This is a genomic window from Stenotrophomonas sp. SrG (genome assembly GCF_050031795.1).
Taxonomy (GTDB): Bacteria; Pseudomonadota; Gammaproteobacteria; order Xanthomonadales; family Xanthomonadaceae; genus Stenotrophomonas; species Stenotrophomonas rhizophila_A.
The window spans coordinates 184,774-205,504 of sequence record NZ_JBNBBE010000006.1 but is presented as its reverse complement, the minus strand read 5'-3'; the positions used below and the strand labels follow the sequence as shown (position 1 = coordinate 205,504).

12 protein-coding genes are annotated in these 20,731 nt (G+C 69.4%); 5 read left to right on the top strand and 7 right to left on the bottom strand.

All coding sequences use genetic code 11. The features are described 5' to 3' along the window. Positions 1-2: 2 nt before the first annotated feature. Complete coding sequence (locus tag ACQG3P_RS07940; protein WP_068853685.1) at positions 3-1,385, bottom strand: L-serine ammonia-lyase; 1,383 nt, start codon at positions 1,383-1,385, stop codon at positions 3-5. A gap of 86 nt (positions 1,386-1,471) precedes the next feature. Here ACQG3P_RS07940 and ACQG3P_RS07935 point away from each other — a divergent pair, with 86 nt between their 5' ends. Continuing rightward, positions 1,472-1,699: a glutaredoxin family protein gene (locus tag ACQG3P_RS07935; RefSeq protein ID WP_426804736.1), complete on the top strand. Its 228-nt coding sequence runs from the start codon at positions 1,472-1,474 to the stop codon at positions 1,697-1,699. Positions 1,700-1,730: 31 nt separating this feature from the next. Here ACQG3P_RS07935 and ACQG3P_RS07930 read toward each other — a convergent pair whose 3' ends face one another. From ACQG3P_RS07930 to ACQG3P_RS07920, 3 genes are read right to left on the bottom strand one after another with little or no spacing between them, the layout of a single operon-like run. After that, entirely contained in the window at positions 1,731-2,303 is a 573-nt protein-coding gene (locus ACQG3P_RS07930; RefSeq protein WP_426804713.1) for a YceI family protein, read from the bottom strand. Positions 2,304-2,305: 2 nt separating this feature from the next. Beyond that, positions 2,306-2,878, bottom strand: coding sequence for a cytochrome b (locus tag ACQG3P_RS07925; protein WP_426804712.1), 573 nt, complete (start codon positions 2,876-2,878; stop codon positions 2,306-2,308). Beyond that, entirely contained in the window at positions 2,875-3,561 is a 687-nt protein-coding gene (locus ACQG3P_RS07920) for a YceI family protein (RefSeq protein ID WP_426804711.1), read from the bottom strand. Before ACQG3P_RS07920 ends, ACQG3P_RS07925 begins: the two co-directional genes overlap by 4 nt. A 154-nt stretch (positions 3,562-3,715) precedes the next feature. On the opposite strand from ACQG3P_RS07920, the gene ACQG3P_RS07915 reads away from it, so the two are divergent. From ACQG3P_RS07915 to ACQG3P_RS07900, 4 genes are all read left to right on the top strand, one after another. After that, positions 3,716-7,303 (top strand): ATP-binding protein, encoded by a 3,588-nt coding sequence (locus ACQG3P_RS07915; RefSeq protein ID WP_426804710.1) that lies wholly within the window; start codon positions 3,716-3,718, stop codon positions 7,301-7,303. Between the two features lie 137 nt (positions 7,304-7,440). After that, positions 7,441-10,950: an ATP-binding protein gene (locus ACQG3P_RS07910; RefSeq protein WP_426804709.1), complete on the top strand. Its 3,510-nt coding sequence runs from the start codon at positions 7,441-7,443 to the stop codon at positions 10,948-10,950. Then, the gene (locus tag ACQG3P_RS07905) at positions 10,947-14,102 is read left to right on the top strand and encodes a hybrid sensor histidine kinase/response regulator (RefSeq protein ID WP_426804708.1); all 3,156 of its coding nucleotides are present in this window, start codon (positions 10,947-10,949) and stop codon (positions 14,100-14,102) included. Before ACQG3P_RS07910 ends, ACQG3P_RS07905 begins: the two co-directional genes overlap by 4 nt. A 153-nt stretch (positions 14,103-14,255) precedes the next feature. Next, complete coding sequence (locus tag ACQG3P_RS07900; RefSeq protein ID WP_426804735.1) at positions 14,256-17,753, top strand: two-component regulator propeller domain-containing protein; 3,498 nt, start codon at positions 14,256-14,258, stop codon at positions 17,751-17,753. 67 nt (positions 17,754-17,820) lie between these two features. Here ACQG3P_RS07900 and mdtD read toward each other — a convergent pair whose 3' ends face one another. The 3 genes from mdtD to ACQG3P_RS07885 are packed head-to-tail and all read right to left on the bottom strand — an operon-like array spanning position 17,821 to position 20,661. Further along, a complete protein-coding gene (mdtD, locus tag ACQG3P_RS07895; RefSeq protein ID WP_093532867.1) occupies positions 17,821-19,224 on the bottom strand; it encodes a multidrug transporter subunit MdtD in 1,404 nt (467 codons plus the stop codon). A 60-nt stretch (positions 19,225-19,284) separates the two neighbouring features. Then, positions 19,285-20,358 (bottom strand): uroporphyrinogen decarboxylase, encoded by a 1,074-nt coding sequence (gene hemE / locus ACQG3P_RS07890; protein ID WP_093532843.1) that lies wholly within the window; start codon positions 20,356-20,358, stop codon positions 19,285-19,287. A gap of 51 nt (positions 20,359-20,409) precedes the next feature. Then, on the bottom strand, positions 20,410-20,661 hold the full coding sequence (locus ACQG3P_RS07885; protein ID WP_217537395.1) for a WGR domain-containing protein: 252 nt from the start codon (positions 20,659-20,661) through the stop codon (positions 20,410-20,412). Positions 20,662-20,731: the final 70 nt, after the last annotated feature.

The following is a 20,731-nucleotide window of genomic DNA, read 5'->3' as shown; positions in this document are numbered from 1 at the left end:
GATCAGCACTCGATGACGTTGACCGCGAGCCCGCCGCGGCTGGTTTCCTTGTATTTGTCCTGCATGTCGCGGCCGGTATCGCGCATGGTCTTGATCACCTTGTCCAGCGACACCTTGTGCTTGCCGTCGCCGCGCATGGCCATGCGCGAGGCGTTGATCGCCTTCACCGCGCCCATCGCATTGCGCTCGATGCAGGGGATCTGCACCAGCCCGCCGATCGGGTCGCAGGTCAGGCCCAGGTTGTGTTCCATGCCGATTTCGGCGGCGTTCTCGATCTGGCTGGGATTGCCGCCCAGCGCGGCGACCAGGCCGCCGGCGGCCATCGAGCAGGCCACGCCCACTTCGCCCTGGCAGCCGACTTCGGCACCGGAAATCGAGGCGTTTTCCTTGTACAGGATGCCGATCGCGGCCGAGGTGAGCAGGAAATCGAACACGCGCTGTTCATTGGCGCCGGGGCAGAAGCGGTCGAAATAATGCAGCACCGCCGGCAGCACGCCGGCCGCACCATTGGTCGGCGCGGTGACAACGCGGCCACCGGCTGCGTTCTCTTCGTTGACCGCCAGCGCGTACAGGTTGACCCAGTCCAGCGTGGTGAGCGGGTCGCGCATGGCCGCTTCGGGCTTGGATGAAAGCTCGCGGTACAGCGCCGGGGCGCGGCGCGACACATGCAGGCCACCGGGCAGGGTGCCTTCCTGGCGGATGCCCCGGGCGCAGCATTGCTGCATCGCGTCCCAGATCTCGCGCAGCTGGTCGCGGATCTCGTCTTCGCTGCGCCAGCACTTCTCGTTCTCGAACATCAGCTGGGCAATGCTCAGCCCACTACGTGCGGTCTGCGCCAGCAGCTCGTCGCCGCTCTTGAACGGGTAGGGCAGCGGGGTTTCATCGGGCACGATGCGGTCATCGGCCGCGTCGTCCTGGTTGACCACGAAGCCACCGCCCACCGAGTAGTAGTCGCGCGTGGCGATCACCTGGTCCTGCGCGTCGTACGCGGTGAAGCGCATGCCATTGGTGTGGTAGGGCAGCTTCTGGCGCTTGTTCAGACCCAGGTCGCGCTTCTCGTCGAAGGCGATCTCATGGGTGCCCATCAACCGGATGCGCTTGCTGCTGCGGATCCGCTCGAGCGTGCCGGGAATGATGTCCGGATCGATCAGGTTCGGTCGCTGGCCTTCCAGGCCCAGCAGCACGGCCTTGTCAGTGCCATGGCCGCGGCCGGTCAACGCCAGCGAGCCATACACGTCGGCGCGGATGCGCACCACGTCCTGCAGGCAGCCCGGGTCCAGCAGCCAGCGGTGCACGAAGCGTTCGGCGGCCTTCATCGGTCCTACGGTGTGCGAGGAGCTCGGGCCAATGCCGATCTTGAAAACGTCGAACGTGCTGACAGCCATGATTGCCAAACTGCGGGTATCGGATGGAGCACTATTCTATGCTGTCCGCGCCCGCCACCCTGGCTGCAACGCAACATATCGACCTTATGTTCATCCTGTACCAGCGCGACGACTGCCACCTCTGCGACCTGGCCCTTGCGGTCCTGGCCCAGGCCCGGGTCCCCGGGCTCGACAGTGTGTTCATCGATGATGAGGCGGCCCTGGAGGCCCGCTATGGCAGCCGCGTGCCGGTGCTGCGCGATGGGCTGGGGCGTGAGCTGGACTGGCCCTTCGATGCGTCCACCCTGTCGGCGTGGATGAGCGGGCACCGGTAGCGCCGGCCGTTGGCCGGCGCCACGGGAGGGATTACTTCGCCTGCAGCTTGACGACGGTGCTGATCGCGGTGTCGTCCGGGATGTTCTTGGTGTCTTTCCAGTCGTCACCGCCGCCCACGCCGAAGTCCAGGCGCTTGACCGTGGCCTTGCCGGTCAGCACCGGGTTGGGACCGGGCTTCCATTCGAAAGTGAAGGTAACTGGCTTGCTCACCCCGCGCAGTTCCAGCGTGCCATTGGCCACGTACTTGTCACCGCTCTTGGTGAAGCCTTTGGCGGTGTATCGGGCTGTGGCGAACTTGGCCACATTGAAGAATTCCGCACCCTGCAGCGTCGAATCGCGTTCGCTGTTGCCGGACGTTGCGCCGGCCAGTGGAATGGTCACGTCCAGCGTGCCGGCGGCGGGGTCGACCGGATCGAAGCTGACCTTGGTCGAGAAGCCGGGGAAGCTTCCCGTGAACACTTCACCGTCATATTTGGTGGCAAAAACCAACGTGGAGCCATTGTTGGCAACCTGCACGTAGTCGGCGGCCAGCACCGGGGCGGTGGCCATCAGGCCGGCCAGCGCGGCAGCCACGGCGGCGGGGGAGGTGAGCTTGATGTTCATCGTCAGTCCTTCTGGGGGGAGGCGAGCCAGCCCTGCGGCAGCATGCGCGCAAGCGTGGCATCGCGTTGGAAAAGGTGGTGGTACAAGGCAGCGCCGGCATGGGCGACCACCACGGCGATCAGCACCCAGAAGCCCCACTCATGGATGGCATGGGAAATATCGCGCGCGCCCGGGTTGGGCGCGACCAGCTTGGGCACGTCGACCAGCCCGAACCAGCGGAACGGCCGCAGGCCACTGGCCGAATCGTAGACCCAGCCCGACAACGGCAGCGCGAACATCAGCACGTACAGCAACCAGTGGGTGGCCGAGGCGGTGCGTTCCTGCCAGGTCGGGGTGCCGGGTACCGGTTCGGGCGCGCCGGCATACAGGCGCCAGCCCAGGCGCAGCGCCACCAGGGCCAGCACGGTGATGCCCAGCGATTTGTGCGCGGTGTAGACCCAGAAATACTTCGGGGTGCGTGGCAGTTCGCCCATGGTCAGGCCGACGATGCCGAGCAGGAGGATGAGCAGGGCGATCAGCCAGTGCAGTCCCTGGCTGACACTGCCCCAGCGGTCACGGGTGTTTCGGGTCGTCATGGCGAGCGCTTCCGGGCTGGCGAAGTAGAGGGAGTGTCGGAGTCGTCCATCGGTTCCGGAGTTCCCGGCGGGTCGACGGACGGTGTGTCCTGCGGATCGGTGGCACTGCGGTCGCGAAGGGCTTCGGCTTCGATGCGCAGCTGGACCTGGTCGCCGATCATCGACGGCCACGCATCCACCCCGAACGCGCTTCGGCTCAGGGTGGCGGTGGCTGAGAACCCGGCAGTACGGCGGAATGGCGGCATCGGGTGGCGCTTGACCGCGTTGAGCGTGACATCAAGCGCGACCTCGTGGCTGACCCCGCGCAGGGTCAGCTCACCGATCACCCGCGCATGGGTGGCATCGACGGGTTCGACGCGGGTGGAAACGAACCGGGCCTCGGGATGGCGCTCGGCATCGAGCAGGTTGCGCGCCAGCGCGGCCTTGTTCCATTTGTCATCGCCAAGATCCAGGCGTTGCAGCGGCACGCTGACCGTGAGCGTGGCGCTGCTCCAGTCGTCGGGATCGAAGGCAAGCACGCCTTCGCTGCCCGAGACGGTGCCCAGTGCCTGCGAGAAACCGGCGTGCTCCACCGCGAACAGCACCCGTGTATGCACCGGGTCGAGGCGGTAGGTATCGGGCGCGGCGCTCGCCGCCCAGGGGGCGGTACACAACAGCAGGGCAAGGGTCAGGCGCTTGGTCACGGCCGGCTCCGTTCAGGGCTGGGCCGATCATACGCGCTGCTCCGTGATGCCTGGCAGCACCATGGCTGCAACAGATCGTGGTGCGCCCCGCAGCGCGCGACCGGGGCGTTGTGCAGCGCACTGTGTGACAATCCCGGGCAACAGGGAGAACTCGATGGCGTTGAGCGCGCGCGGTTGGCGGGCAGGCATCGTGCTGCTGGCACTGGCGTTGTATGCGGTGCCGTCGGCGTTGTGGGCCGCAGGGACATCGGCAGAGACACCGCGCATGCGCCGCCTCGGCGCCGCCGAAGGCATGCCCTCGCGCATGGTGCTTGCCCTGGCGCAGGACCGTCAGGGCTACATCTGGGCCGCCACCGATGATGGCCTGGCCCGCATCGACGGCGTTGGCCTGCGGGTCTGGCGCAATGAACCCGACGATCCCGGCTCGCTGCCGGGCAACGAGATCGAGACGCTGCTGGTCGACCCGCTGGATCGGGTCTGGGTGGGCAGCAACGGCGTTGGCCTGAGCATGCTCGGGCCTGGCCGCGAACGCTTCGAGCGGTTCCCAGACCTCGACCAGCATTGCGAGGGGCAGTTCTGGTCGCTGGCGTATGCGGGCAAGGCCTTGTGGATCGGCACCAACCGCCATGGCATCTGCCGGCGGGAAGAGGACGGGACGCTGGTCCGCTACCAGGCCAACGCGGCCGATCCGGCAGCGCTTCCTGACGACACCATCTACAGCCTGCTGTCCGATCCTGCAGGCCATGTCTGGGTGGGTACCGGCAGTGGCGTGGCGCGCTGGGACGGCCGCGGCTTCACCCGGATCGCGCCGGCGGTGCTGGGCGGCAAAAGCGTGTTCCGGTTGACCCGCGACCCCGATGGCACGGTGTGGGCCGGTACCGAGGGCGGGCTGTTCCGGATCAGTCCCGATGGCGACGCGCGCCCGGCACCGTGGAAGGTGGGCGCCGATGTGCGTGCCGCCTCGGTCCTGCATGATCGCAATGGCGGCTACTGGCTGGGCACGGCCGACGGCCTGTATCGCGGCGATGATGCCCAGCTGCGCCTGCTGGCCGGCGATGGCGGCAGCGGATTCCTGACCGAACGCAGCGGCGTGCTGGACATGCTGCAGGACCACGAGGGGGGACTGTGGGTGGCCATGCTGACCCAGGGGCTGGCCTACCTCCCTCCGGACTGGAAGCGTTTCTCCACCTGGTACCAGCTCGATGGAAAACCCCTGGACAGTGCGTACCTGCTCGGGGCAGCTGCGGCAGGCAACGACTATTACGTCGCCGGGGCGCATGGGGTGTACCGGCTGGATGCGGGCGGAAGCCTGCACCAGATAGCCACTGAGAAGCAGATCGGCGTGGGAGCGGTCAGGTCGGTGTTGCCGCGCGCCGATGGTGCGCTCTGGCTCGGTCGGGCCGGAAGGCTGGGGCTGTTCCAGCCAAAGACCGGACAGCTGCGCGAGTGGAAGATCGGAGGCGGCGCGGATGTGCGCCAACGCATTGAGCTGATCCGCGAAGCGCCCAACGGTGATCTGTGGATGTCGATCACCAACTACGGCGTGCAGCGCCGCGATGCGCAGGGCAAGCTGCTCGACGACATCCGCATCGGTGACGGCCGCGGCTTGGTCGATGTGCCGGTGGAGCAGATGCTGTTCGATCCGCGCGGCGGGCTGTGGATCATGGGCGACATGGGCGAAACAGGCGAGATGGGGCTGCTGCGGTGGCAGAAGGACCGCTTTGAACGCGTGCCCGGCATTCCGCCCGGCAACCTCTTCGACATGGCTTGGGTCAGCGCCGATGAGGTCTGGATGGCGCGCAGTGGCGCACTGGAGCGCTACCGGTGGGACGGGCTCAGCATGACGCTGCGGGAACGGGTCGGTGCCGCGCAGGGAATGCCGCCGGTGTCGATGGGGGGTATCGCGCTTGGCCGTAACGGCCAGGTGTGGGCCACCACCACGCGTGGCCTGGTGTGCTGGCATTCCCGCGAACGTCGGCTGCGGCTGTACGGCGAGAAGGACGGGCTGCCGGATCGGGAATTCAGCGGACGCCCACCCGTGGTCGGTGCCGACGGCCGGGTGCTGGCCGTCACCGCGACCGGGTTGGTGGGTTTCGACCCGGATGCAGCAGACACGCCGCTGCCGCCTTCGCAACTGGTCATCGACAATATCCAGGTACGCCGCGACGATGCCGAAGGCCAGCAGTCGCTGCCGGTCAACGCGCCGCTGGTGCTGGGTCCGGGCGATCGCGATCTGATCATCTCGGCGCGCCTGCTGTCCTATGCCAGCCCGATGGGCAACCGCTACCGCTACCGCGTGTCCGGCTATGACCAGAACTGGGTGATGCAGAACGCAGATGGCGAACGCCTGCTGTCACGGTTGCCGCCAGGCCAGTACGCCATCGACGTGCAGGCCGCTCCCCCGCATGGGGAATGGACCCCGTCACGCACGATCACCGTGCAGGTACAGCCACCGTGGTGGCGCAGCAGCTGGGCCGTGCTGGGCTACGTGGTGCTGTGGCTGCTGCTGGTGGCCGCCGTGGCGGCGTTTGCCCGCGCCCGTCTGCGCCGCCGCCAGCAATGGCATCTGACCGTGCACAAGCAGCAGATCGCCGAACAGGCGTCGCAGGCCAAGAGCCGGTTCCTTGCCACGCTCGGCCATGAGGTGCGTACCCCCATGACCGGTGTGCTGGGCATGAGCGAACTGCTGCTGGCCACGCCACTGGACGAGCTGCAGCGCGGCTACGCCGCGTCCATCCAGCACGCCGGTACCCATCTGCTGCGGCTGGTCAATGACGCGCTGGATCTGGCCCGGATCGAAGCGGGGCGGCTGGAATTGGACATCCGGCCGTTTGACCTGATGTCGATGCTGGCCCAGGTCGAAACGCTCATGGAACCGATGGCACATCATCGCGGGCTGGCCTTCGAGCGCAGCTTCAACCTGCCCGGCCCGGTGCAGGTCAGTGGCGACGAGATGCGCGTGCGCCAGATCCTGATGAACCTGCTGGGCAATGCGATCAAGTTCACCGAACACGGCCATGTCGGTCTGGGCATCGAGCTGGTGCCGGGCGGGAGCGGTATCGAGCTGGAGGTCACCGACACCGGGCCAGGCATCAACCAGGACCAGCAGCAGCGCCTGTTCCACCGTTTCGAACAGGCGGACGGCCCGCGGACGGCGTCCCGCTATGGCGGCAGTGGCCTGGGCCTGGCGATCTGCCAGGAACTGGCCGTGGCGATGGGCGGACGCATCGCCATCGACTCCGCGCCCGGACAGGGGGCCCGCTTCATCGTGCACCTGCCGTTGCCGTGGACCGTGCGCCAGCGGCCCGCTGCGGATGCGCCGCTGCATGGCGCGCCGATTGCCCTGCCACCGTTGCGGATCCTGCTGGTGGAAGACGATGCCACCGTAGCCGACGTCATTGCCGGGCTGCTGCAGGCCCGCGGACACACGGTGGTGCATGCCCTGCACGGGTTGGCGGCGTTGTCGGAAGTGGCTGCCGGACGTTTCGACATCGGCCTGCTTGACCTGGACCTGCCCGCGCTGGATGGCATCGCCATCGCCGGGCAGCTGCGCGCCATGGGCTACGCGCTGCCGCTGATCGCGGTGACGGCGCGCTCGGATGCCTATGCCGAACAGCAGGTCCTCGCGGCCGGGTTCGATGGCTTCCTGCGCAAGCCGGTGACCGGCGACCTGCTGGTGGCCGCGATCGCGCAGGCGTGTGCCACCCGCCGCAGCCCGCCCGGGATGGTGGCCTCTCCATAGGCTGCGTATCAGAAATCGGCAAATTCAATTCAAAAATTGATTCACTGCTTTGTGACGTTTTTACGGGAACGCGGGTGCGCGCTGGCCGCGATCGCCCTACCGTGGCCGCAATGAGAACGATGATGGTGCGGTAGACGGTGACGCCTCCGCGAGAGGCCCTGCGCGGGCAGCCCGTAGCCTTGCTCCTGGCCCTGCTGCTGATGTGGCCGGCAGCAGGCCATGCGGGTGTCGTACATGTGCCATCGCCGCGCCTGCTCGGCATGGCCGACGGCCTGCACGACCCCAACGTTCGCGAAATCGCTGAAGACGCTTCCGGCTACCTGTGGCTGGCGGGCAGCGACGGCCTGATGCGCTTCGACGGCCAGCGGTACCGGCTGTGGCGCCTCGAGGATGGCTTGCCGGATGTCGACCTGCGCACGCTCCACGTGGATGCCCTCGACCGGCTCTGGGTGGGAACGGCCAGTGCGGGGCTGATCATGATGGGCGCTGATCGTAGTGGGTTCCAGCGGCTGCCCGCATCTGCCCCGTCAGCGCTGCGCCAGGGGCTGCTGCGCCAGGTGCACAGCAGCGGCGACGGCCGGATCTGGGCCATTGGAAGCGACCATCGGCTCTATCGGCGGGCACCACGCGACGCGCAGTGGGCGTTGCAGCCGCTGCCGCAGGAGGGTGGCCTGGTCATGGCACTCGCGCGCGACAGCGCAGGTGCGTTGTGGGTGGCCCAGGCCGCATCGCTTTGGCGATGGGATGGCACACGGCTGGCCCGGATGGCGTTGCCGGCCGGATCCGCAGCGCCGATCCGTTCGCTCTGGGCCGATCCACGCGGGGGAATTGAAGTCACCTCGGCGCATGGCACCTGGGCAACGGATAGCGCAGCAGGTGCCTACATTCGGCCGCTCCGCGCACGCAGCGTGCTGCGCAGTGCGGACGGCGTGCTCTGGCAGCAACAGGGCGCGGCGCTGCTGCGGCAGGAAGCCGGCGCCAGCCTGCCGTGGACGCTGCAACCCGCGCCAGGCGCCGCGCCGGGGCCGGTGGTGATCCGCCAGGCGCTGGAAGACCGCAACGGTGACCTGTGGTGGGTAAGTGAGCAGCACGGCGTATGGTGGTTGTCGGCCCGCTGGCGGCAGTTCACGGCCTTGCCCGCCACCGCCGACAGCGGGTCGGGAAACGGCAGTCACTACGCACTGGGCCTGGCCGCATCGGGAACGCACCACGCGTGGGTTGCGGGCAGTCGCGGGCACCTGCAGCGCCTTGACCTGCGTACCGGACGCGGCCGTGACGTGCTCCGGTTCCCACATGCCGGCGTCAGCGCGCTCCCGGTGGGCGTGGCCGAAGATGCCCAGGGACGGGTCTGGGTCGCCAGTGCCGACCGGTTGCTGCGCCATGACCCGCAGCGGCGCAGCCAACGCGACTGGGGGCTCGGATTGGGCACGGACCAAGGGCCCATCCACCTGCAGATATGCGCGAACGGCGATGTCTGGCTCGCGCACCCTGGAGCGATCCAACGGTGGTCGACGGACGGCAAGCGGCTGCACAGTGCGGCACCGCAGCAGGTGGGGCTTAGGCAGGACGTTCTGCTACGGCAGCTGTTGTGCACGCGTGATGGCGAGGTATGGGCCACCGATCCGCAAGGCGTGATGCGCTGGTCTGTTGCACGCGAGCGCTTCGAGCCGGTCCCGGGCGATGGCGACGGGACCGTGTCGGCCATCGCCGAAGCCGACGATGGCACGCTGTGGGTCAGCCGCCTGGGCTTCCTGGAGCAGTACCGTCTGGCGCAGGGACGGTTGCATCGAGAACGTCGCGTTGGCGCCGCCGAGGGGTACCCGCAACTGCGTGCCAACGCGCTGGTGGTGGGCGCCGATGGCGTGGCGTGGGCCGGGGCCGCGCGCGGCGTGCTGCGGGTGGATCCGCACGCGGGTGAGGTGGGGGTGCTGGACACCGCACAGGGCCTGCCCGTGCAGGAGGTGCTTCCGCAGCGGCTGCTTCGGTTGGGCTCGGGCGCGTTGGTGGCAGGCGTGCGCGAAGGCGGACTGCTGGCGTTCGACCCGCGCGCGCTTCGCGCCCCGGCAACGGTGCCGGTTCTGGTGCTCGATGCAATGAGCCGTCGTCGGCATGGACGGGTGATCCAGGTGCCGATCGCCGCACCGCCGGTGATCCTGGGCACCGGGGACCGCCACGTGCGGGTCGCGGTGAACCTGCTCGGTCGTGGCGATCCTGATCGCATCCAGTACCACTTCCGCCTGCTGGGACACGACCCGGCATGGGTCGACACCGGCCCCGTGGCGCAGCGCCTTTTCACCCGCCTGCCGGTCGGTGAGCACTCCCTGCTGGTGAAGGCGCGGCACGCCGGGGGGCCGTGGTCGGCGGTGCGTCAGCTGCCGTTGCGCGTGGTGCCCCGGTGGTGGGAAACAACAACCGGTCGTGTCGCCCTGGCTGCCGCGATCTGCGCAGCGCTGATGGGGGGAGCGCGGCTGCACTACCGCCGGCAGCGGCGACGCGCGCAGCGGCGCCAGGCGCGTGCGCACCGCCTGCGGGCGGAGCAGGATTCGATGCAGCGCACCCGCTTCCTGGCCGAACTGGGCCGCCGGGTGCGTGCGCCGTTGACGCCGGTACTCGGCTGGAGCGAGCTGCTGCTGCAGTCGCCGTTGTCGGGCGTGCAGCGCGAGCAGGTCGGCAGCCTGCAGCAGGCGGGGCACCACCTGCTGCAGTTGATGGACGATGCGCTGGACCTGGCCGGTATCGAATCAGGCCGCCTGCGGCTGCACCCAGCGCCCTTCGTGCTGGTGGAGGTCATGCGTGAGCTGCATGCGCTGCTGCTGCCGGTGGCGCGGCGCAAGGCATTGCTGCTGCATTGGACCAGCACGTTGCCAGCGGGCGCCTGCTTCCACGGCGACGTGCAGCGCCTGCGCCAGATTCTGCTGAACCTGCTGGGCAACGCCCTCAAGTTCACCGCGCATGGGCAGGTCAGCCTGAGCGCACGCACCGGGCCGGAGGATCGCGGGCTGGTGCTGTGTGTGTCCGACACCGGCCCGGGGATGAGCCCGGCGCAGGTGCGGCGGCTGTTCCAGCGCTTCAGCCAGGTCGAAACGGCAGACACCGCCGCCCACCCTGGCGGCAGCGGGCTGGGACTGGCCATCAGCCGGGACCTGGCACATGCCATGGGCGGACGCCTGGACGTCGACAGCCAGCGCGGGCGTGGCACCCAGTTCGAGTTGACACTGCCGTGGCCGGCGCTTGCACCCGCCGCGGCGCCCGCCGCGCCGCGCCGCACCGCGTGCGCTGCCGTGCCATCGCGCGCCTTGCGTGTGATGGTGCTGCTGCCGGCGACCGAACCGGACGCTGTCGAGGTGGTGTGTGCGCTGCTGCGTTCCCAGGGCCACCGGGTGGTGGCGGTCGAGAATGCAGACGCGTGGGTACGCGACGTCGATCCCGGGCCCTGGGATCTCATCGCGGCTGATCCGGACATGGTGGTGGCGGGCGGGCGGCTGAGTGCACGCCTGCCCTGGTTGTGGCCGGGGGTGCGGCGCGTGGCGCTTACGCCACGCGCCGATGCCTGCGCCGAGCGCGATGCACGCGCGGGCGGGTTCGATGGTTTCCTGCGCCTGCCGGTGACCGGGGCGCGGTTGGCTGCCGCGGTGACGGGCGCATGATCGGCCCCCTGCAGGGCCTGCTGCTGGCGCTGCTGCTGCTTGCGTCATCGGTACGCGCGGCGCCCCCCATGGCGCTGCGCTTCACCACCGCCGACGGGTTGCCGTCCAACGCGGTGCACCAGATGGTGGAAGACCGCGACGGCTACCTGTGGTTCGCCACCGATGATGGCTTGGCCCGCTTCGATGGCCAGCGCTTCCGGATCTGGCGGATGGAGCAGGGGTTGGCCGACAACCAGTTGCTGTCGATGGCGGCGGATGCGCAGGACCGGTTGTGGATCGGGACGGGGCAGGGCCACCTCATGCGCCTGTCGGCCGACCGCAGCCACATCGAGCGCTTCGACAGCGCGCGTTTTCCGGCCCTGGCGGGCGTGGCGATCGGTGCCGTGCTGCCAACGCCGGAGGGCGTGGTGTGGTTCGGTACGCGCGACGCGGGTCTGTTCCGGCTGGACCCGGGCCACCGGCTGCGTCAATACCTGCCCACCGTGAACGCGGACGGCCTGCCGGACCGTCGCGTCGACCACCTGGCGTTGGCGGCCGACGGCACGCTCTGGGTGGGAACGCCGCGCGGCCTGGCCCGCTGGAGGAACGGTCGCTTCCTGCCGCCGCCCACGATGCTGGCCACTGCGCCGGTCAGCGCGCTGCTGGTGGATGCCGGGCAGCGGCTGTGGGTAGCCGGCGCGGCAGGCCCGTGGCGCGCCTCGGACGAGGGGCGGCTGGAACCGGTGGATGCACCGGTGGGAACGCGCGCGCTGGGCGCGTCGCGCAGCGGCGGACCGTGGCTGGGCGAGGACGCCCGGGTGTGGAAGAGCGGAGGCGGTCAGCTGCCCGGGGCGGGCATCGCACCGTTGGGCAGCGCCGATGTGCCCCGGTTCCGCACGGCCCTGGAAGATCGCCACGGCAGCCTCTGGTTGCTGGGGCGGCACATGGGAGTGTGGCGGCTGCCCCCGCACTGGCAGCACTTCATGTCGCTTGATGCGGCGCCGCAGGAAATGCCGGCGATCAACGGGGTGCATCTGGCTCCTGACGCGCCGCCGCTGGCGCTCGCCTGCGCCGATGGCAGCCGCTGGCGTCTGGATGGCACGGGGATCGAGCGGCAGCTGCCTGGCGGCACCGGCGCCCGACAGTGGCGCTGGGGTGCGGCCGACCAGGCGCCGCCGCCCGGTCCGTTGGCCCTGCATTGCGATACAGGCAACGGCATCTGGTGGGGAGGTCGTCATGGCCTGACGCGGTGGGCGGACGGCCGCTTCCATCCCGTTGTCGGTGTCGACGGCGAGGTCAGCGCGCTGCACCTGGCCGAGGACGGCGCCTTGTGGGTGGCCAGTGCGGGTACGGTGCGGCGCTATCTCATCCAGGACGGCGTGGCCCGGCCCGGCGTGCAGATTGATGCACGCCAGGGACTGCCGTCGCTGCGGTTGGCGTCGCTGGCCAGCGACGCACAGGGCGCGTTGTGGGCCAGCAGCGCGCGTGGCCTGCTGCGTCTTCGCCCCCGCGAGGGCCAGGTGCGGCTGTACACGCGAAGCGAAGGGGTACCCGATGCCGTGTTCAATGCACAGCTGCAGGCCGATGGATCGACCATGCTGGCCGTGGATGCACACGGCCGCAGGGTGCGGTTCGACCCGGTGGGCCTGGCCGCGTGCAGGGGGGAGCCGGCGCTGGTGGTGGAGCGTGTGCAACTGCATCGTGGCGGACTGCTGCAGGTACTGCCTTCCAAGGCGGTGCTCCACCTGCAGCCGGACGATCGGGATATCCAGGTCAGCGTCCGCTTGCTCGGCGCTGGGATGCACGCGCGCCAGCAGTACCGGTTCCGGCTGTGCGGCCTGGACCGGGAATGGATCCGGGTGGGCCGCAGCGGGACCCGCGGTTTCCCGCGACTGCCACCCGGCGAGCACCGCCTGGAGTTCCAGGCACGATTGCCCGACGGCAGCTGGTCATCAACCCGCTCATTGCTGCTGCAGGTGGAGCGCAGCGGCTGGCACCACCCGGCGCTGGTGGGCGCCCGGATATCGGCGGGCGCGCTGCTGCTCGGCGGCGGGGCATGGGCGGCGGTACGCGGTGTCGCGCGCGGGCGGCGGGCGCAGGTCTCCGCACAGGGCCTGTCGCTGGCGCTGCGCTCGGCGCAGGCCAAATCGCACTACCTGGCCAACCTCGGCCATGAGGTGCGCACACCGCTCACGGGGATCCTGGGCATGGCCGAACTGCTGCTGTCATCGCCCCTGCATGCGGCCCAGCGGCAGCCGTTGGAGCGGATCCTGCGGAGCGGACATGCGCTGCTGGAGCGGGTCAACCACGCATTGGACGAGGCCCGCCTGGAGGCCGGATGTACGCCCCTGCAGGCGGCCGATTTCGAGGTGGGCGCCGTCCACCGGCAATGGTTGGCACGCCAGCTGCTGCCATCCTGCCGCCGTGGCACCGCGCTGGCCTTGTGCCTGCAGGTGGAGGGCGACGCACGCGCGCACGGCGATGCGCTGCGACTGGGGCAACTGCTCGATGCGGTCACGCGCGTGCTGGGCCGGCACACCGGCGCGGGGCACGTGGTGCTGGAGGTTGCCTGGCGACCCGGGCGCGAGGGGCTGCTGTGGCGGTTCACCGCCGGCGGGCGCGCTGCGTACCCGCCGGGCCGCGGCGCCGGGAGCGCCGCGCCGACGCCGTCCGTCGCGTCCCTGCGCCTGGCGTTGGCTACTGCCGAACGCCTGGCCGGCGCTCTCGGCGGCACCCTGCGCGTGCATGCAACGGCAGGCAGGCAATGGCACGTGCAGGTGGGGATACCCATGCCGGCGGTGGCGCCGCTGCACCGTGGCCGGGTGCTGCTGGTGGACGAGGACGCCGCCGCTGCCCTTGCAGTCAGTGCACTGCTGACCGCGCAGGGCTGGGAGCCGGTGCATGCGGCGCACGCGCTGGCAGGGTTGACCGAACTGGCGGCGGGCCGGTTCGACCTGGTGCTGGTGGACCTGGACCTGTCCGGCATCGATGGGTTGACCCTGATCGGCCTGCTGCCCGGGCGGAACGTGTCCGCTCCGGTGCTGGCGATGAGCCGGCAACCCTCCGCCGGCCTGACCGGGCGGGTGCGGGCTGCCGGTGGCGCGGGGCTCCTGCCCAAGCCGGTCACGGCCGCGGCGCTGCGCCGGGCACTGCAGCAGGCGGGCGTGCCCTGACGGTTCGTTCCCATCCGGCGAACCGTTTACCATCCACCCCGTGACTTGGGCTTTCTGCGACAAGTCCGGCCCCATCTGCACGTCATCGGTTGATCCCGACCCGCTCCAGGAGATTGCTTGGTGTTGCCTACGCGTTGGCTGCTCCTGTTCGGGATGCTGTACATGTGGCCGTGGCTGGTGGCAGCGCAGCCGGTTCCGCCAACGCCGCGCCAGCTGACCGTGTTCGATGGTCTGCCGTCCAATACCGTCAACCGCATGGCCGAAGACGGGTACGGCTACCTGTGGTTGGCCACCAACGATGGCCTGGCCCGGTTCGACGGCCGCAATTACCGGGTCTGGCGCGCCGAGGATGGTCTTCGCGACAACATGGTGTGGAGCGTGCACGTGGATGCGCGCAACCAGTTGTGGGTCGGTACCGAGAATGCCGGGCTGGCGATGATGTCGGCCGACCGCCGCGAACTTCGCTTCTTCGACCGTGCCAGCAACCCGGTGATCGGCAGCAATACGATCTGGAGCCTGGCCTCCACCGGTGACGGGGCGCTGTGGTTCGGCACCTACGAAGGCGGCCTGCACCGGCTCGACCGCAATGGCGTGATCACCCGCTTCATGCCGGAACCCGGCAACCGGCGCAGCCTGCCGGCCGCGTCGGTCACGCATATGGCCACCACCCGTGACGGCAGCCTGTGGGTCGGTACCAAGGCGGGGCTGGCGCGTTGGACCGGGCGCGACTTCGAGCGGGTGCCCGCGTCGAAGCTGCCCACGCCCCTGGTCAACGGGCTGACCGCCGAGCTGGATGGCAGCCTGTGGATCAGCACCAATGCCGGTACGGTGGTTCGCCGGGCAGACGGCAGCTTCGCCCCGGCGCCCTGGAAGGTGGATGCCGGCGACCAGGTACTGGGCATGATGCTGCGCGACGAGCAGGGCGGTTATTGGCTCGACACCCGTTCGGGTCTCGGGCGTGCCTACCAGGGCCGCTTCCAGCAGGTGCCCCTGTACAGCGCGGTGGCCCGTGGCCAGGTGCGGCCCAACTGGACCGGCGCGTACGAAGACCGCGAAGGCGGGATCTGGCTGGCCAGTACCAACAGTGGCCTGTGGCATCTGCTGCCGCGCTGGTGGCAGTTCTCGGTGCTGTCGCGGCTGGAGGATGACCCGGCCTCGCTTCGCAACGGCTACGTGCTGGGCATGGCCGCATCGGCCAATGGCGGTGTGTGGGCCGTGGGCACCCATGGCGCACTGGACCGCTTCGATCCGGTCACGGGCAAGGTGGACCAGCACCGGACCTGGGTGGATGGTCCCCAGTGGCTGTTGTCGGTGCTGGAAGACCCGCGTGGCCATGTCTGGATCGGATCGCACGAAGCGCTCCTGCGCTACGACCCGGGTACCGGCTCCCTGCAACGCTGGAGCAGCGATGCCGGTGCCGATGCCGCCATGGAAGGCGACGTGGATGCGCTGGCGCTCTGCGACGGTGGCGGGGTCTGGAGCGCTGCGTCCGGCGGGCTGCAGCAGCGCGCCTTGGACGGCGGCGTGCGGCAGCGGATCGCGGCCGGCACGGGCGGGTTTGCGCCCGGACAGCTGGTCCTGGATCTCATGTGCGGTCCGCAGGACCATCTCTGGGTGGCCACCAACCAGGGCCTGCTGCAGTGGGTGCCGGCACGTGCGCGGTTCGAGGCGGTGCCCGGCGCGGCAGCTGTCGCCAGTCATGCCCTGGCGTCGGCCGACGACGGCTCCATGTGGGTATCGGAAGAAGGCCGCCTGATCCGCTACCGCTGGAACGGGAAGCGCCTCGAGCGAGAGGCCCAGGTCGGGCCGGAAGAAGGCTTCCCGCAGCTGTCGGCGACGGGATTGGTGGTGGACGCCCAGGACATCGTGTGGGCCGCCAGCTCGCGTGGCCTGATCCGCGTCGATCCCAACCAGGGCAGCGTGCGCCAGTACGGCGTGCGCGATGGGCTGCCCAGCCAGGAGTTCCGCCGCAGCACGCTGGTGCGCACGGCCAGCAACCACATCGTCGGCGGCACGCCGGCCGGGGTGGTGCTGTTCGATCCGGACCAGGTGCGCCCGGCGACCCGGCGCGCACCGCTGGTGATTGAACGTGTCGAGGTGCGCCGTGGCGAGCGGGTGCTGGACCTGACCCACCTGGCGCCGCTGGAAATCGCCGACGCCGACCGCGACCTTCGCATCGTGGCGCGGCTGTTGTCCTTCGCCGACTCATCGTCCAACAGCTATCGCTATCGCCTGGCCGGCTACGATCCGGATTGGGTGGAAGTGGGGCCGGGCGGCGAACGTGTGTTCTCGCGACTGCCGCCCGGGCGCTATCGACTGGAGGTGCAGGCGCGCTCGGCCGACCTGGTCTGGTCGCGGGTGCAGGTACTGGAGTTCCGCGTGATGCCGCCCTGGTGGCGCAGCGTATCGGGGCTGCTGGTGATGGCCTCGATCGCCTTGCTGCTCATGAGCCTGTTCGCCTGGTTGTACCGGCGCCGCGTGCAACGCCGCCATGCTTACCAGCTGGCCCTGCACAAGCAGGAACTGGCCGAACAGGCATCGGCCGCCAAGACGCGCTTCCTGGCCAACCTGGGTCATGAAGTGCGCACGCCGATGACCGGCGTGCTGGGCATGAGCGAGCTGCTGCTGGGCTCGCCGTTGAACCCGCAGCAGCGCAGCTACACCGAATCGATCCGACATGCCGGCGAGCACCTGCTGCACCTGGTGAACGACGCGCTGGATCTGGCGCGGATCGAATCGGGGCGGCTGCAGTTGCAGGCGCAGCCGTTCGCGCTGCAGGGGGTCATTGATGATGCATGCACCCTGATGGCCGCGCTGGCCGAGCAGAAGGGGCTGCGCTTCGTGGTGGACAACGAACTGGCCGCTGGCCTGTGCAGCGTGGGTGATGCGGTGCGCGTCCGGCAGATCCTGCTCAACCTGCTGGGCAACGCGGTGAAGTTCACCAGCAACGGCGAAGTGCGGTTGAAGGTGCGCGCGCTGGCGCCGTCGCGCGGGCTTTACTTCGAAGTCTCCGACACCGGGCCCGGCATCAGCAGCGACCAGCAGCAGCGTCTGTTCCGGCGCTTCGAGCAGGCCGATGGTGCGCGCACCGCTGCGCAATACGGTGGCAGCGGCCTGGGCCTGGCGATCTGCCGCGAGCTGGCGCTGGCCATGCAGGGCCAGATCGGGGTGGAAAGCCAGTTGGGCGTGGGCACGCGCTTCAGCGTGACCCTGCCGCTGCCGCTGCAGATGGCCGACGCCACGGTCGGGAGTGCCGGCGTTGCCGAGGGTCACCCCCTGCCGCCACTGCGCCTGCTGCTGGTCGAGGACGACGACACCGTGGCCAGCGTGATCATCGGCCTGCTGAGCGCGCGCGGGCACGAGGTGGTGCACGCCGCGCACGCGTTGGCAGCGCTGCGCGAAGTGAGCGACGCGTCCTTCGACGTGGTGCTGCTGGATCTTGACCTGCCCGGCCTGGGCGGCATGGAGCTGGCCGGGCACCTGCGCAACCAGGGTTATGCGATGCCGTTGCTGGCGGTGACGGCGCGGACCGACCCGGGCATCGAACAGCGGGTGCGCGAGGCGGGCTTCCAGGGCTTCCTGCGCAAGCCGGTGACCGGTGACCTGCTGGAGCAGGCGATCGCGCGGGTGGTGGTGGAGGGGCGTGGGTAACAGCAATGGCCGGTGTTGCCGGCCACAAAATGTCATCGGACCAACGGTCCGCTGCTACCGGGGTCGCCTATTCGGCGACCTCTTCCACGTCCCGGGGAGAGGGGCGGGCGTCCGGCAGCTGCCAGAAGATGACGGTGGAGGTGAGCGTGATCGCGCCCACGCACACGAACGTAGCGTGCAGTGCAGCGGTGGCGCCGTGCAGGGTGTCCAGGTGCTCGAACGCGGCCAGCAGGCTGCCCGCGGCCGCGGCGCCGAAGCCGGTGGCCAGCATCATCACCATCGACAGCAGGCTGTTGCCCGAGCTGGCGAAATCACGGTCCAGGTCACGCAGGGTCACGGTGTTCATCACGGTGAACTGCAACGAATTGACTGCGCCGAACACCGCCAGCTGCACCACGCGCAGCCACATCGGCTGGCCGGGCACCATGAAGATGAAACTGGCCATGGCCAACCCGACCAGCACGGTGTTGACCATCAGCACCCGGCGATAGCCGAAACGTTCCACCAGCTTGACCGCGTAGCGCTTGGACAGCATGCCGGCGGCTGCTACGGGAATCATCAACAGCCCGGCGTTCATCGGGCTCATGCCCATGCCCACCTGCAGCAGCAGGGGGATCAGCAACGGCATGGCGCTGCTGCCGATCCGCGAGAACAGGTTGCCGAGGATGCCGATGCGGTAGCTGGGCACGTGGAACAGCGCCAGCGAAAACAGCGGCGCGGTGGAGTTGGCCGCGTGCAGCCAGTAGCCGACCAGCGCAGCCAGCCCGGCCACGGTCATCAACATCACCAGCGCGTGCGGGGTGGCCATGCCGGAGATCCCATCCAGCGCCAGCGACAGCACCACCATGCCGAACGCCAGCATGAGGTAGCCGGCGATGTCGAAGCGGGTGCGGTGTTCGGCGTAGTGGTCGGGCATGATCTTCAGCGCGGCCACGTAGCCGATCACGCCGATGGGCAGGTTGATCAGGAACACCCAGTGCCAGGACGCCACTTCCACCAGCCAGCCGCCCAGGGTGGGGCCGATCAAGGGTCCCACCAGCGCAGGGATGGCGATGAAACTCATGGCGCGCAGGAACTGTTCGCGTGATACCGAGCGCATCACCGCCAGGCGCCCGACCGGCAGCAGCATCGCGCCGCCCACGCCCTGCAGCACGCGGGCGGCAACCAGCTGGTGCAGGGTTTGCGCCAGCGCGCAGGCGAGCGAACCGAGGGTGAACAGGATGATCGCCGCCAGGAACGTGCGGCGGGTACCGAAGCGGTCGGCGATCCAGCCGGAGGCGGGAATGAAGGTTGCCACCGCCAGCGCGTAGCTGAACACCACCGACTGCATCTGCAGTGGGCTTTCACCCAGGCTGCGGGCCATGGCGGGCAGGGCGGTGTTGACGATGGTCGAATCCAGCATCTGCATGAAGATCGCCAGCGACACCAGCCACAACAGGGGCCGGAACGAGGCGTAGCTGGGGGTCGTCATCGTGTGCACCTTCGTCAACGAGGTGCACATGATCGCACGGGGGGTGTGTATGCCGGGCCGTCAGCGCGCGCTCAACCGGTGCACCGCCTCGACAAGTACCTGCACGTGTTCGGGATTCATGTCCGGCGACATGCCGTGGCCGAGGTTGAACACGTGGCCCTCGCGCGAGCCGCCGTTGCCGCGCGCGTAGCTGTCCAGCACCTGCCCGGCGGCACGTTCGATCGCCTCCGGGTTGCCGTACAACGTGGCTGGATCCAGATTGCCCTGCAGCGCCACGCGGCCGCCGGTGCGCGCTGCCGCGTCGGCCAGGTCCAGGGTCCAGTCCACGCCCAGCGCATCGGCGCCGGTGTCGGCCAGGTCGGCCAGGTGCAGGCCGGTACCCTTGCCGAACAGGATCAGCGGGGTGCGCTGGTCGCCGTCGCCGCGCTCCAGTTCACGCGCGATGCGGGTCAGGTAGCGCAGCGAGAACTCGCGGTACATGGACGGGCTGAGCACGCCGCCCCAGGTATCGAACACCTGCAGCACCTGCGCGCCCGCCGCGCGCTGGGCAGCCAGGTAGGCAACCACCGCATCGGTCACCACCGACAGCAGCTGGTGCAGTGCGGCCGGCTCGTTCAGGGCCATGGCCTTGATGCGTGCGAAATCCTTGCTGCCGCCGCCTTCGACCATGTAGCAGGCCAGCGTCCACGGGCTGCCGGAGAAACCGATCAGCGGCACGCGGCCGTCCAGCTCACGGCGGATCACGCGCACCGCATCCATCACGTAGCGCAGCTCGGTTTCCATGTCCGGCACCGCCAGCCTGGCGATGGCGGCAGTATCGCGGACCGGGTGGCGGAACTTCGGGCCCTCGCCTTCGACGAAGTACAGCTCCAGGCCCATCGCATCGGGAATGGTCAGGATGTCCGAGAACAGGATCGCCGCGTCCAGGTCGAACCGGCGCAGCGGCTGCAGGGTGACTTCGCAGGCGATTTCCGGGTTCTTGGCCATGGCCAGGAAGCTGCCGGCCTTGGCGCGGGTGGCGCGGTATTCGGGCAGGTAGCGGCCAGCCTGGCGCATCAGCCAGACGGGGGTGCAGTCCACCGGTTCGCGGCGCAGGGCGCGCAGCAGGCGATCGTGGCGGGAGGGGCTGGTCACGGGTTGCTTCCTTGGAATCGGGTGGCGCAGGGCCAGGGGGAGGCGGGCCGCTCAGCGCGGCGGCACACCGCTGGTATAGGTGATCTGGTAACCGCGCTTGAGCTCGGTGTCGCGCGCCTTTTCAAACGCGGCTTCTGCCTGGGCCTGTTCCGCGAAGAACTGGCGGTGCAGCTTGGCGTGCCTGCCGACCTGGCCCGACTCGCGCAGCAGCTCCCAGCCGCCGAACAGGTCCGGTTGCAGGGTGAGCTGGAGGTAGCCGGTCGGATCGGTGCCGTTGACAGGTTGCTGCAGGAAGATGCGCATGGCCGCGATTGTAGCCGCGAACCGGCAACACGGCCGTCACCGGCCCGCGGGGCGGGCGCGACAGACGGTC

What these genes read in the sequence shown, in the direction of transcription:
- ACQG3P_RS07935 (WP_426804736.1), top strand. Translation starts at nt 1,472, where the DNA reads ATGTTCATCCTGTACCAGCGCGACGACTGCCACCTCTGCGACCTGGCC.
- ACQG3P_RS07915 (WP_426804710.1), top strand. Translation starts at nt 3,716, where the DNA reads ATGGCGTTGAGCGCGCGCGGTTGGCGGGCAGGCATCGTGCTGCTGGCA.
- mdtD (WP_093532867.1), bottom strand. Translation starts at nt 19,224, where the DNA reads ATGACGACCCCCAGCTACGCCTCGTTCCGGCCCCTGTTGTGGCTGGTG.
- ACQG3P_RS07940 (WP_068853685.1), bottom strand. Translation starts at nt 1,385, where the DNA reads ATGGCTGTCAGCACGTTCGACGTTTTCAAGATCGGCATTGGCCCGAGC.
- ACQG3P_RS07905 (WP_426804708.1), top strand. Translation starts at nt 10,947, where the DNA reads ATGATCGGCCCCCTGCAGGGCCTGCTGCTGGCGCTGCTGCTGCTTGCG.
- ACQG3P_RS07925 (WP_426804712.1), bottom strand. Translation starts at nt 2,878, where the DNA reads ATGACGACCCGAAACACCCGTGACCGCTGGGGCAGTGTCAGCCAGGGA.
- ACQG3P_RS07930 (WP_426804713.1), bottom strand. Translation starts at nt 2,303, where the DNA reads ATGAACATCAAGCTCACCTCCCCCGCCGCCGTGGCTGCCGCGCTGGCC.
- ACQG3P_RS07885 (WP_217537395.1), bottom strand. Translation starts at nt 20,661, where the DNA reads ATGCGCATCTTCCTGCAGCAACCTGTCAACGGCACCGATCCGACCGGC.
- ACQG3P_RS07900 (WP_426804735.1), top strand. Translation starts at nt 14,256, where the DNA reads ATGCTGTACATGTGGCCGTGGCTGGTGGCAGCGCAGCCGGTTCCGCCA.